Origin of the sequence: Sphingomonas flavida, assembly GCF_036663655.1 — a bacterium.
Taxonomy (GTDB): domain Bacteria; phylum Pseudomonadota; class Alphaproteobacteria; order Sphingomonadales; family Sphingomonadaceae; genus Sphingomonas.
Genome location: NZ_JAXOJH010000002.1, coordinates 15745 through 28966, shown reverse-complemented (window position 1 = coordinate 28966; position 13222 = coordinate 15745). Strand labels below are relative to the sequence as shown.

Sequence of the window (13222 nt, the reverse complement as noted above, 5' to 3'; positions counted from 1 at the left end):
CCTTTCGGAGTTCCATTCCAGCATGATCGCCATCCGCGCCGCCCGCCCCGATGACGCTGCCGCCATCGCGGCCATCTATGCCCCGCATGTCCTGGCCGGCGTCGTCTCGTTCGAGACCCAGGCTCCCGACTCCGACACGATGCGTTTGCGGATGGAAGGCGCGGATGGGCTGTATCCCTGGATCGTGGCGACACTGCGCAGTCAGGACGGGGCCGATGGCGAGGCGCAGGAGGAAGCCGTGATCGGCTATGCCTATGCCGCGCGCTTCCGCGAGCGCGAGGCCTATCGCTGGGTGGTCGAGACGACGATCTACGTTGCCGACGTATCGCAGCGCTCGGGCATTGGTCGCCTGCTGTACGAGGCGCTGGTCGACACGCTGACCGCGCAGGGCTTCACCCAGGCGATGGGCGTGATCGCCCTGCCCAATGACGGCTCGATCAAGCTGCACGAAGCCGTCGGCTTCCGCCGCGCGGGCGTCTTTCGCGAGGTCGGCCACAAGCATGGCCGCTGGATCGACGTCGGTTACTGGCAGCGCGAACTGGCCGAGCCCAAGCCCCACCCCGCCGAGCCGAAGCGTTTCGCCGATGTCGGCGTGGTCCGCGATCCGGTGGCGGGCAAGCATCGCTGACCCGCCCACGCCCCGACCGCTGTTCGGACCGGCGGGCCGCCGTCAGCGGACGATGAAGAACGGCGCGCCGGGCTCCCAGTTGATCCGCTGCACCCAGACCGAAGCCATCGGCTTGCCATCCGCGCCGATCGCGGGTTCGAAGCTGCCGCGCTTCGTCGCCGCCTGGCATGTGGCGTCCTGAAACACCTTGTCCCCGCCGGACTTGGTGACCGCGCAATTCTGGATACGGCCATCGGGGCCGACCAGCAGCCGGATGATGACGGCCCCGGCCATACCGATATTCGCCGCGCCTGCGGGATAGTCCTCCGGCCGGAACCAGGTGGCGATGTTGCCGACCGGCCGGGGACCGCGTGTCGCCTGACGCAGCGCCGCCGGATCGAGTCCCCAGGACTTGATGAGATCGTCGGAACATTGGTCGAGCGCCGCCAGCGCACCCTTCATCGGGCCCAGGTCGAACTGCGCCGCGTAGCGCCTGACGAAATTGACCCGCATGATCGTCGGCTTGCCTGCCGCGACGTCGCTGCGAAACGCCTTGGGCAGGTCGTCGTCCGGTCGGAAGCGCAGCGTCGCGGGGATCTGGCCCGTGCTGGCGAATCCCTGGGCCTGGATGCCGGGCACATCGGCCATGGTGGACGTCGCGACCGATACCGGCACCCGCTTGTCCGTCGCCGGAATATGCGGCCCCGCCAGCAGCATCTCCAGCCGGTCGGCCGGATCATAGCGACTGAGTTGCAGGATGGTGCGATCCTTGCCCTCTCCGAAGATGCGGATCAGGCGACATTCGTTCGGCGCATAATCGACCTGCCATTTTGACGAGGGGGCAAGAACGGGCGGCGGCTCGGCCGCAATAGCCGCTTGCGGTGCGACATTACCCGCCATCATTGCCAGGCTCGCCACGAACGTCCGAACGCGCATCCTTCCCTCCTCCCGACTCGGCGACTCTCCCTTCGCCGAACCCATTGGTGGCATGACCGTCGCGGATCAGGCAAACGCAATTCAACGCCACGCGACCCGCCCGATTCCCACCATACCAATCTAAGGCTTGGCTTTGCCCGCCCGCTTTGGCTAACGCCATGAGCGAAGCCCCACCGGGCACGCGCAAGGAAGGAACAGGCATCATGGCTGCCGACTGGTCGACGATCGAATCGCTCCCGCAGACCCCGCTTCTCGATCTTTTCGCGAATGATCCCAACCGGCTGGCCTCGCTCAGCCTGGATGTGGCGGGCATCCATTTCGACTGGTCCAAGACCCATCTGACGCCCGAAGCGGTCGCCGCCTTCGCCGACCTCGCCAAGGCCAAGGGGCTGGCCGCCAAGCGCGACGCGCTGTTCGGCGGCGAGGTCGTCAACGTCACCGAGGGCCGTGCGGTCGAGCACACCGCCGAGCGTGGAGAGGGCAATCCCGAGAGCGTCGCCACCGCGCGCCAGTCCCACGCCCGGATGCGCGCGCTGATCGACGCGATCGAGGCCGAGGCGCTGGGGCCGATCCGCCATGTCCTGCACATCGGCATCGGCGGCTCGGCGCTGGGCCCCGACCTGCTGGTCGATGCACTGGGCCGCGACAGCGACCGTTATGACGTCGCGATCGTGTCCAATGTCGACGGCGTCGCGCTGGAGGAGGTGTTCAAGCGCTTCGACCCCGCCGCCACTTTGCTGGTCGTCGCCTCCAAGACCTTCACCACCACCGAGACGATGCTGAACGCCACCTCGGCGCTGCAATGGATGACCGAGAACGGCGTGGAGGACCCCTATGGTCGCGTCATCGCGCTGACCGCCAGCCCGGACAAGGCGGTGGAATGGGGCATCGACGAAACCCGCATCCTGCCCTTCGCCGAGTCGGTCGGTGGGCGTTACTCGCTGTGGTCGACCATCGGCTTTCCCGCCGCGCTGGGCCTTGGCTGGGACGCGTTCGAAGAACTGCTGGAGGGCGCGGCCGAGATGGACCGCCACTTCCGCCTGACCGACCTGTCGCAGAACGCCCCCGCGCTCGCCGCCTTTGCCGACCTGTACTACACCCAGGTCCGCCATGCCGAGACGCGTGCGCCGTTCGCCTATGACGAGCGGCTGCGCCTCCTGCCCTCCTATCTCCAGCAGCTGGAAATGGAGTCGAACGGCAAGGGCGTGACCGTCGACGGACAGCCGGTCGGCCGTCCCACCGCAGCCATCACCTGGGGTGGGGTCGGCACCGATGCGCAACATGCGGTGTTCCAGCTTCTGCACCAGGGCACGCACCTGGTGCCGGTCGAATTCATCGCGGTGATCGAGCCGGGCGACATCCTGAGCGACGATCACCACCGCCAGCTGCTGCTCAATGCCTTCGCGCAGGGTGCCGCGCTGATGAAGGGCAAGAAGACCGACGACCCCGCGCGCAGCTATTCGGGCAATCGTCCATCCTCGACCATCCTGCTCGACACGCTCGACCCGCGCACGCTGGGCGCGCTGATCGCCTTTTACGAGCACCGCGTGTTCGTGAACGGCGTGCTGCTGGGCATCAACAGCTTCGACCAGTTCGGCGTCGAGCTGGGCAAGGAAATGGCCAAGGCCGCCGACCAGGGCGGACAGGACTTCGACCCGTCGACCGAAGACCTGATCAAGCGGGCCTTCGGCGAGTAACTGTCATTCCTCCCCTGGCAGGGGAGGTGGTAGGCCGAAGGCCTGACGGAGGGGTGTCCCGCCATCGAGAGGGCGACACCCCTCCACCAGCTTCGCTGGTCCCCCTCCCCTTACAGGGGAGGAATTTGAGTTTTCGATCACTGTCAGGGGGACGCTGAACTTGGCTCGGCGTTCCCCGTTGTGCATTCAGGCGGGCCTGTCGCCCCAATTCCCCGGAGATACCGTTCCCATGGCTGACTATGACTATGACCTGTTCGTCATCGGGGCGGGCTCGGGCGGCACGCGCGCATCGCGCGTCGCCGCAGCGCATGGCGCGCGCGTGGCGGTGGCCGAGGAATACCGGGTCGGCGGCACCTGCGTCATTCGTGGCTGCGTGCCCAAGAAGCTGCTCGTTTATGGCGCGCATTTCGCCGAGGATCTGAAGGACGCCCGCCGCTTCGGCTGGCAGGTGCCGAGCGAATGCGAATTTTCCTGGGAGACGTTGCGCGACAACGTCCTGTCGGAAGTCGACCGGCTGAACGGCGCGTACAAGAAGACGCTGGAGAGCCACAATGTCGAGATCATCGACCAGCGCGCCACCGTCACCGGCCCGCACAGCGTCCGCCTGGCCGATGGGACCGAGAAGACCGCCGACAAGATCCTGATCGCGGTCGGCGCACACCCCGCCGTCCCCTCCTGCCCCGGTCACGAGCATGGCATCACCTCGAACGAGGCGTTCCATCTCGATTCGATCCCCAAGCGTGTCCTGATCGCGGGCGCGGGCTATATCGCCAACGAGTTCGCCGGTGTCTTCCACCAATTCGGCGCGCACGTCACGCTGATCAACCGCAGCAAGGACATCCTGCGCGGCTACGACCTGACGATCCGCGACCGCCTGCTCCAGATCTCGATGATGAAGGGGATCGAGTTCCGCTTCGACGCGACGTTCGAGGGGATCGAGAAGATGGACGATGGCTGCCTGAAGGTGTCGATGTCCAACCACGAACCGATGATCGTCGACATGGTGATGTTCGCGACCGGCCGCCTGCCCAACACCCATGGCCTGGGGCTGGAGACGGCGGGCGTCGAGCTGGACGATCACGGCGCGATCAAGGTGGACGAGGACAATCGCTCGACCTGCCCCAGCATCTATGCGGTGGGTGACGTGACCAACCGGGTCCAGCTGACCCCCGTCGCGATCCGTGAGGGACAGGCCTTTGCCGACACGGTGTTCGGGGGCAAGCCGACCCGCGTCGATTACGACTGCATCCCGGCGGCGGTCTTCAGCCATCCGCCGATGGCGGGCGTCGGCATGACCGAGGCACAGGCACGCCAGACGCTGGGTTCGGTCCAGGTCTATACGTCGGACTTCCGCCCGATGAAGAACGTCCTGGCGGGCCGCGAGGAGCGTTCGCTCTACAAGATGGTGTGCGACGGCGACACCGGCCGGGTCGTGGGCCTGCACATGATCGGCCCCGACGTGCCCGAAATCCTGCAAGCCGCCGCCGTCGCGGTGAAGGCCGGACTGACCAAGGCGCAGTTCGATGCCACCGTAGCGCTGCACCCGACCATGGCCGAGGAACTGGTCCTGATGCGCTGATCGATCGGCCCTGCCCCGCCTTTACCGTCCCAAGGCGGGGCAGGGCTTATCGACAGCAACAAAATTTCATATCGCGAAAAACATTATCGCGGTTTACGACTTGTTTGCTAGACAGCAGCTATCCGACGTGAACAAGTACAGCGTAATGTAAGTTAGGATTCGTCGATGAACGACCAGCCCGTGACATTCGAACAGGTGATCTCCTTCGCACGCGCGGCGTTGGAAGGGGCGGACAAGCTGAACATGCCGCTGGCGGGCAACCATATCGCGGCTGGCCTCGATATGCTGTGCGCGGCGCTGGAGCGCAGCAATGGCGGCCATCCGACCGCCTGATCCGGGGACGTATCTGACACGTCGGGCGGACGCCCGTCAGGCTGGGTCTTTCCCGGGCGCGCCATCGTCCAGGGCGGCGGCGCGACAATGGGCCGGGCGGTCCTGCAACCGGCCGATATAGGCCATGATCGCGTCGGTCTTCGGCACCAGCCCGAACCGGGTGAACCACATCAGTTGCGATCCGACATAGACGTCGGCCGCCGTGAACCGGTCCCCCGCGATATAGGCGGTGTTCGCCACCGCATCACTGATCACGCCGATCGCACGATCGAAATCGCCATAGCCCGCCATACGCTGCTGCTCGACGCTGACCGTCACCCCCAGCGCGCGATTGGTCGCCGCCGCCTCCAGCGGGCCAGCGCCGAAGAACAGCCAGCGGTAATAGGCCGCCCGCTCCTCCGGCATTGGCGCCAGCTCGGCATCGGAAAAGGCCTCGGCAAGATAGGCGCAGATCGCCGCCGTCTCAGTCACCACCCGCCCCTGATGGACGATGGCGGGGACTTTCATCATCGGGTTGATCGCACGATATGCGTCGGCGACCATCGTCGTTCCATAATCCAGGACGACCGTGTCGTAGGCGGCACCGGTCTCCTCCAGCATCCAGCGGGCGATACGTCCGCGCGACTGGGGATTGGTGTACAGCGTCAGGTCGGTAGCCATGCGATCGATCTCCGGCAGGAAGACGTGCGGGCTCAGGCCCGGTCGAGATATTGGTGCAGGAAGCGCGTAGTCCGCTCCCAGGCCAAAGCGGCGGCGGCCGCGTCGTAGCGCGCGGCCGAGCTGTCATTGTTGAAGGCATGGTCGACGCCGGGATAGGTAAACGCCTCGACCGTCCGCCCGGCGGCTTTCAGCGCGGCGACCCAGGGCTCGCCGGTGGCGTTCACCCGCGCGTCCTTGCCCGCATAATGCAGCATCAGCGGGCTGCGCACCTTCGCCGCCTCGGCCGGGTCGGGTGCCGGGCCATAATAGGCGACGCCCGCCGCCAGTGCAGCGCCCGACGCCACCGCCAGCCGGTTGACGAACGCTCCGCCCCAGCAAAAGCCGACCGCGCCCACCTTGCCCGTCCCCGCCTTGTCGGTGGCGGCGTGCGCCATCATCGCGCGCGCTTGTCGCAGCGCCAGGTCATAGTCGAGCGTGCCGATCATCGTGCGGGCGCGGTCCTCGTCCGGCGGCGTCCCGCCCTGCGGCGCCAGCAGGTCGGGCGCGATGGCGTGGAACCCGGACAGGGCCAGGCGGCGGGCCACATCCTCGATATGCGGGGTCAGCCCGCGATTCTCATGGACGACCAGCACCGTGCCGAGCCGCTTTTTCGCGCCCTTCGGCACCGCGACATAGGCTGCTGAGCGGGCCCCGCCCTCCATGCCCTCGCGCCGGTCGATGCGCAGCCGTGCATCATGCGGGTCGGTGACCGCCGCCGCGGCCGGGCTGGCCGCCAATCCCAGGATCAGCGTCTCGGCCGCCGCTGCCGACCCGGCCAGCACGGTCATCTGGCGCAGCAGGGTGCGGCGATCGTGATGCTCATGGGTAAAGGCGTCATAGATGCGGACCGCCCGATCGTGCAGCGTGTCCGTGTCGGAACCATGGGTCATGCGGCCATCCTCCATGGCCGCCCGCCCGGCTGTGGCCGGGTCCGTCGCTCGGCGACCCTGGACCGGAGCATAAGTGGGTGCGCGCGCATAGGATAGGCCCGCTTGTACCGGAAGGGGGCACGCGCCATGATGATGTTCGAGTTGGGCGCAGGCCGCCCCTCCCCGCTGCTGCATGGCGACGTCACGTCGATGGCGTATGTCGTTTCCCGGATGGCAAGCGGGTGACCGCCATGTGCACTTCCCACGGGCCAAATACCCGCGCAGCCATCTGACGACACGCGCCACGCTGATCGTGGAGGCGAACAGCGGGCGGGCTGGCACGCCGTCTGAACCAATCGGAGTCGCCCGGATGGCTGCAAGCCGCGATCTGGGCGGAGACGCCGAGCTTTCAGGACTTTCACGATACCGGCCAGAACCCCGCACGGCGCACTCGCCTCGCGCACGAATTTATCGGCCGTTTGGTGAAGCTGAACGCCTTGTCCTCGATAGGGCAGCCGGGCGTGACTGCCGGGTGAGATCGCTATCGAGAGTCTGCTGAAGCACCACCCCGGCCTTCGCCGGGGTGGCAGGACGCTATTCAGGGTCGATCGACATTCGGGCCTCTCCACGAAATTCCTCCCCTGCAAGGGGAGGGGGACCATGCGCAGCATGGTGGAAGAGTGTCGCCGGTCGCGAAGTTTGACCAACCTCTCAAGGCCGCCCCCTCCGTCAGGCCTTCGGCCTGCTATCTCCCCTTGCAGGGGAGGAATGAAATGAATGTCGATTTGCTCTAGGATCAGGTGGATCAAATTCTGACGAGCTTAGCCCGCCTCGTTGGCGGAACCTCTCGACATGACCCCGATGCGGGGAGAAGCGGCCATGTGTGACGCCGGGGATTGCGACAGGAGTTCGCAGCAAGGGAGGCATCGGGGAGTGGCCGCCTCACTTCGTTCACGAAAAGCGATGTTCGGAAACGCCGTTCGGTAGCCGTCCTGGTCACGTTGAGGGGAATGTTCGCGCGCTTGGTCAAGTCCGTAACGCCAGCAAATGCCGGAGGCCTGACAAAACAGAAAGGGCCGCCCCCTCGCGGGGACGGCCCTCCGTATCCAAACCCCTAAGGATCAGGCGCCCAGCGGAGTCGGCGATCCGAACGGGCCATTGCCACGACGGGTCTTCGGGATCGACGTGCCCGCCTTGGCGATCGGAACCGCCTTGGTCTTGGGATCTTCCCGGTCGATGTCGTCGCCCGCGATCAGCTTCTTGATCTCGTCGCCCGACAGCGTCTCGTACTCGAGCAATGCGCCTGCCAGCAGGTGGAGCTGGTCGACATGCTCGGTCAGGACGTGCTTGGCACGGTGCAGGCCGCCTTCGACGATCGACTTGATCTCGTCGTCGATCAGCTGCGCGGTCTGGTTCGACATGCGCACCGGCTGGCTGGACGAATAACCCAGGAAGCTCTCGCCTTCCGGCTGGGCATATTCAACCGGGCCGACCTTGTCCGACATGCCCCATTTGGTGACCATGTCGCGCGCCAGACCCGTGGCGTATTGGATGTCGCCGCTCGCCCCGCTCGACACCTTGTCATAACCGAAGATGATCTCCTCGGCGACACGTCCGCCCATGGCGACCGCCAGGTTCGCGTACATCTTGTCGCGGTGATAGCTGTACGAGTCGCGTTCCGGCAGGCGCATCACCATGCCCAGCGCGCGACCGCGCGGGATGATCGTCGCCTTGTGGATCGGGTCGGACGCCGGTTCGTGCAGCGCGATGATCGCATGGCCCGCCTCGTGATAGGCGGTCATCCGCTTCTCGTCGTCGGTCATGACCATCGAGCGGCGTTCCGCGCCCATCATGACCTTGTCCTTGGCTTCCTCGAACTCGGCGCTGGCGACCAGGCGCTTGCCCTTGCGCGCCGCCATCAGCGCCGCCTCGTTGACCAGGTTGGCGAGATCCGCGCCCGAGAAGCCCGGCGTGCCGCGCGCGATGACGCGGGCGTCGACGTCGGGGGCCAGCGGCACCTTCTTCATATGGACTTCGAGGATCTTCACGCGGCCATCGATATCCGGGCGCGGCACCACGACCTGCCGGTCGAAGCGGCCGGGACGCAGCAACGCGGGGTCGAGCACGTCGGGACGGTTGGTCGCGGCGATGATGATGATGCCTTCATTGGCCTCGAAACCATCCATCTCGACCAGCAGCTGGTTCAGCGTCTGCTCGCGCTCGTCATTGCCATTGCCCAGGCCCGCACCGCGATGGCGGCCGACCGCGTCGATTTCGTCGATGAAGACGATGCACGGCGCCGACTTCTTGGCCTGCTCGAACATGTCACGCACGCGGCTCGCGCCGACGCCGACGAACATCTCGACAAAGTCCGAACCCGAAATGGTGAAGAAGGGCACACCCGCCTCACCCGCGATCGCACGGGCGAGCAGCGTCTTGCCGGTGCCGGGCGAGCCGACCAGCAGCGCACCCTTCGGGATCTTGCCACCGAGGCGTGCAAACTTCGACGGGTCCTTCAGGAACTCGACGATTTCCTGCAACTCTTCGCGTGCCTCGTCGATGCCGGCCACATCGTCGAAGGTAACCTTGCCTTCCTTCTGGGTCAGCATCCGCGCGCGGCTCTTGCCGAAACCCATCGCGCCGCTGGCCCCGCCGCCCTTCTGCATCTGGCGCAAAACGAAGAAGGCGATACCGATGAACAGCACGAACGGCAGCGAATTGTAGAGCATCAGCATCCAGATCGAGGGACCTTCCTCGGCCTTGGCCGTAAAGGTCACGCCCTTCTGGCGCAGACGCGGGATCAGCTGGGAATCGGGCACCGGGCTGGTCTTGAACTTCTCGCCCGACGACAGCGTGCCCGTGATCGAATCGCGCGAGATCACGGCGGTCTTCACCGTTCCCTCGTCGACCTTGTCCAGGAAGGTCGAATATTCGATCTGGTTGCCGGTTTGCGCCGACGAACCCGCGCCCGACAAGCTGACGAACAGGGCGAGCGCCATCAGGATGCCCACCCAGATCAACAGGCTCTTCATCCAGGGGTTGCCGCCCCCATTGGGATCGGGGCTCTGCTGCTTGTCGTTGTCGTTCATAGGTGCCGGATACCTTTCAGCGTCCAAGATAGGCATGACGAGGTTAATGGCAATGGAACAAGACCGATCAATGTGATCGGGTCTTATCGGATCCCCCCTGCGCCATGCCTGGGAAGGACCGGGTCAGCCCGTCTTGCGCGGCGGGGCCGGGCGGAAGCGCCAGACACCGGAACGAACGCTGGCGATCACCCCGGCATGGGTGGCGCGGCTGCCCTGGCCGAGCGCTTCTAGCAGCTTTTCGATGTTGCTGCCCTCGCTCCAGGCGGGGGCCTCGATCCCGGCGGCGGCGCGCACGGTGCCGATCGCGCGACGGGCGAGCCGACGCCCCAGCTCGCGCGGCAGGTCGGCGGCCTGGATGCGGACATTGTCCTCGTCGATCTGGACACGCTCGTGCCACAACCAGTCGACCGTCGCGCGAAGGTCGGTATCCGCCTCGGCCAGTTGCTGCGCGGCGCGCGCCAGTTGCGCGACGCCCAGCCATTCATGCCCGTCGAGCAACTGGCGGAAGCGCGTGCGGTCGTGGCGCGGATCGTGATTGGCGGGATCGTCGACGAACGGTGCCTCGGCCCGGCGGACGATCCGGCGCAGCTCGGCCCGGCGCCAGTCGAGCAACGGGCGCAGCACCACCGCCCCGGCAATCTCGGTGCGGGCGCGCACCCCCGACAGGCCGGACAGCCCCGCGCCCCGGGCCGCACGCATCAGGAACGTCTCGGCCTGGTCGTCGGCATGATGCGCCGTCAGGATCGCCGCCGCGCCGATCGCCCTGGCATGCGCGGCCAGAAGGGCGTAGCGAGCCTCGCGCGCCTGCGACTGGAGGCTCGCCCCCTCGATCGGCGTCGCAGGGTGAAGCCCCTGGTGTGGCACGCCCAGCGCGGCGCAATGGTCGGCCACCATGCGCACCTCGTCGGCTGCCTCGGGACGCAGGCCATGGTCGACCGTCGCCACTGCGATCCGCCCCGGCAAGGCGGACACGGCCAGCGTCAGCATCGCCATGCTGTCGGGCCCACCGGACACCGCCAGCAACAGGGGCGCCGTATCGGCCCGGTAATCGAAAAGAAGCGTCAGATCGGCGGCAAAGCGCGCAATCTGATCGTCGGCCGTGGCATCGGTGGCCATGATGCTCTCAAAACTGGTCAGGGATGCGGGTGATCTGGCCCTTCCGCCGCACCAGTGCAAGAGGTTTTGCGCTCGACAAGTGGCGTGCGGACCCCCCTCACCCTTCCCACCCGCTATCGCGGGCGGGCCCCTTCCCTCTCCCATTGGGAGAGGGAGGGAGGTGCGCAGCACCGGAAGGGTGAGGGTAGAGCAGTGCGGGAGATACCCGCGACTGGTTCTTTACTGACACTTCGCCGCGGTGCGTCCGCTGGCGATCTGCCCCTTCATCGCGGCGGACAGCTTGGCGCCGTACACATCGCTGAGTTCGTCATAGACCTTGCAGGCATCGGTCGGCTTGTTCAGCTTGGTCAGCGCCTGGCCGAGATACAGCAGACTGTCGGGCGCCCGCTCGCCGTCCGGGAATTTCTTGTAATTCTCGTAGAATGCCATCGAGGCCAGGCTGGGCTTGCCCGAGTCGAGATAGGTGCGGCCCAGCAGGTTCTGGGCGAAGCTGGCGCGGCGGCTCTTGGGATAGTCCGCGACCATCTTCTTCAGCGCGGCCTCCGCCTCGGGATAGCGCTTGGCCTGCCACAGGCGGTAGCCGTAGAGATAGGCATCCTCCGCCGCATCGCCGGTCGACGGCTTCTCGACCGCCGCACCGCCACCGGCCGCCGCCGGGATCGTCGTCGCGGTATCGCCGGTCACGACCGACGGCGCCGCCGGGGTTCTGGTCGGACGGGTCGTGCCGGTCACGGGCTGGGCAGGCGTGTCGAGCGGGGCGCTCTGTCCGGCGGGGGCGATCGGTGCGGGGCCTGCCTCCAGCGCCTTTAGCCGCGTCTCGACGCCGCGCCTATACGCATCGAACTGCTCCTGGAGCTGACGGGTGCGATAGCCATTCTGCTCGATCTGACCGGTCAGGTTCGCCATCTGCTCCTCGAGCGAGGTCACGCGCGAGGTCAGGTCGCTCAGCGCGCTGGAGGCGGGCACGCCCAGCGTCTGCGCCTGGGCCTGCGGCGCGGTGATCTCGGGCTGGACATAGCCGCCTGCCCCGTTCGGGAACACCTTGCGCTGGACCGCGCGCATTTCGCTTTCCAGCTTGCCGACACGGCCCTCGACATTGGACTGGGCGATGGCGGCGGTCGGCAGCAGCATCACGACCGCGACCCCGGCCAGCAACAGATTACGCATTCGGTCTCACCCCCCGGTGGGCTGGTTGTTCAAGCGACGCGCAATGGTTAACGCGCCGCCCCGGCTGTCTCCAGCCCTAAAAGCGGCCCCGCCTTACAGATCGGCGGGGGCGGTGGTGGCGGGCGTCGGCGTTGCGGCAGGCGCGGCCGACGGCGCCGTGGTGCCGCTCGCCTCGCTAGTATTCGTCGCGCTGCTGCGCCGTACGGGCCGCTCCCGCAACGGGGTGCGCGGCGCGGCCGACGTGGCGGTCGGTGCGCCCGACATTCGTGCCGCGATCGCGGCGGGGTCGAGCGGCACGTCCTTGATGGCGCGCGAACCGTCGCCCAGCGGCGGGATCGCCTGGCCACCGACCGTCACGGTCAGCTTGTCCGGGCGACCGACATTCAGCAGCGGCCCCTTGGCGGTGGCCGGGACCTCATAGCTTTCGCCGGGCTTCAGCGTGCCCATCTTCAGCGTGACGTTGTCGGCGTCATAGACACGCAGCCAGACCTCGCCATTGGCGGTCAGCACGACCTTGCCCGCCGCGACCGGCGTCGGACTGGCGGTCGGGGCGGGAGCGGGCGTGTCGCCATTGGTCAGCGGCGTCGCGGCGGGCACCTCCTGCGCGGTGCGGTCGCGGCGGAACAGGTCGGTGCCGTACCACAGCCCGGCCAGCACCAGCAGCGCCAGCGCAACCCCGATTCCGATGATCGCCAACCCGCGCGAGGGCACGCGCGACGGGTCGACAATGTCCTGCGGCACATATTCGGTGACGCGGCGGCCCAGCTTGTCGACATCGGCACGGACCGACTGCGCGATCGCGACCTCGTCGGCGCCGACCGCGCGGGCATAGGCCTTGGCGAAACCGACCGCATAGGTGGCCGAGGGCAGGCTCTGATAATCGGAAACCTCGATCGCCGCGAGATGGCGGCTGGGGATACGCGTGCGCGCTCCGATATCGCCCAGCGACAGCCCTTGCGCCTCGCGCGCCATGCGCAGGACGTCACCGGCGCGGGCAGGTGCCGCCGGTGCGGCATCGTGGCCGGGATTGACCTCGTCCATTCTCAACTCCGAAGCGATCATGGCCCACCCCATGATCGCGGTCGTTCTTTCAGACGGCTGGGATCAAGTCAACGCGCACCCCTGACCTG

11 protein-coding genes are annotated in these 13222 nt (G+C 67.0%); 4 read left to right on the top strand and 7 right to left on the bottom strand.

Annotated features, from left to right (window positions below; all coding sequences use genetic code 11):
- The first annotated feature begins 22 nt into the window (after positions 1 to 22).
- A complete protein-coding gene (locus U1703_RS02265; protein ID WP_332784428.1) occupies positions 23 to 628 on the top strand; it encodes a GNAT family N-acetyltransferase in 606 nt (201 codons plus the stop codon).
- Positions 629 to 670: 42 nt separating this feature from the next.
- Here U1703_RS02265 and U1703_RS02260 read toward each other — a convergent pair whose 3' ends face one another.
- Positions 671 to 1543 carry an energy transducer TonB gene (locus U1703_RS02260; RefSeq protein WP_332784427.1) on the bottom strand — a complete coding sequence of 291 codons (873 nt, stop codon included), beginning with the start codon at positions 1541 to 1543 and terminating at the stop codon, positions 671 to 673.
- A 203-nt stretch (positions 1544 to 1746) separates the two neighbouring features.
- Here U1703_RS02260 and pgi point away from each other — a divergent pair, with 203 nt between their 5' ends.
- The 3 genes from pgi to U1703_RS02245 all read left to right on the top strand — a co-directional run bounded on the left by pgi (position 1747) and on the right by U1703_RS02245 (position 5152).
- Positions 1747 to 3240, top strand: coding sequence for a glucose-6-phosphate isomerase (gene pgi, locus U1703_RS02255; protein WP_332784708.1), 1494 nt, complete (start codon positions 1747 to 1749; stop codon positions 3238 to 3240).
- A gap of 229 nt (positions 3241 to 3469) precedes the next feature.
- A complete protein-coding gene (gor, locus tag U1703_RS02250; protein WP_332784426.1) occupies positions 3470 to 4819 on the top strand; it encodes a glutathione-disulfide reductase in 1350 nt (449 codons plus the stop codon).
- Between the two features lie 165 nt (positions 4820 to 4984).
- Positions 4985 to 5152: a hypothetical protein gene (locus tag U1703_RS02245; protein WP_320451757.1), complete on the top strand. Its 168-nt coding sequence runs from the start codon at positions 4985 to 4987 to the stop codon at positions 5150 to 5152.
- 36 nt (positions 5153 to 5188) lie between these two features.
- On the opposite strand, the gene U1703_RS02240 is transcribed toward U1703_RS02245, so the two are convergent.
- The 6 genes from U1703_RS02240 to U1703_RS02215 all read right to left on the bottom strand — a co-directional run bounded on the left by U1703_RS02240 (position 5189) and on the right by U1703_RS02215 (position 13133).
- Entirely contained in the window at positions 5189 to 5812 is a 624-nt protein-coding gene (locus U1703_RS02240) for a glutathione S-transferase family protein (RefSeq protein WP_332784425.1), read from the bottom strand.
- Positions 5813 to 5844: 32 nt separating this feature from the next.
- Entirely contained in the window at positions 5845 to 6741 is an 897-nt protein-coding gene (locus U1703_RS02235; protein WP_332784424.1) for a dienelactone hydrolase family protein, read from the bottom strand.
- Between the two features lie 1100 nt (positions 6742 to 7841).
- Positions 7842 to 9809 carry an ATP-dependent zinc metalloprotease FtsH gene (gene ftsH / locus U1703_RS02230; protein WP_320451753.1) on the bottom strand — a complete coding sequence of 656 codons (1968 nt, stop codon included), beginning with the start codon at positions 9807 to 9809 and terminating at the stop codon, positions 7842 to 7844.
- A gap of 123 nt (positions 9810 to 9932) precedes the next feature.
- The gene (gene tilS / locus U1703_RS02225; RefSeq protein WP_332784423.1) at positions 9933 to 10925 is read right to left on the bottom strand and encodes a tRNA lysidine(34) synthetase TilS; all 993 of its coding nucleotides are present in this window, start codon (positions 10923 to 10925) and stop codon (positions 9933 to 9935) included.
- A 219-nt stretch (positions 10926 to 11144) separates the two neighbouring features.
- Positions 11145 to 12092: a tetratricopeptide repeat protein gene (locus tag U1703_RS02220; protein WP_332784422.1), complete on the bottom strand. Its 948-nt coding sequence runs from the start codon at positions 12090 to 12092 to the stop codon at positions 11145 to 11147.
- Between the two features lie 93 nt (positions 12093 to 12185).
- Positions 12186 to 13133 (bottom strand): helix-turn-helix domain-containing protein, encoded by a 948-nt coding sequence (locus U1703_RS02215; RefSeq protein WP_320451750.1) that lies wholly within the window; start codon positions 13131 to 13133, stop codon positions 12186 to 12188.
- Positions 13134 to 13222: the final 89 nt, after the last annotated feature.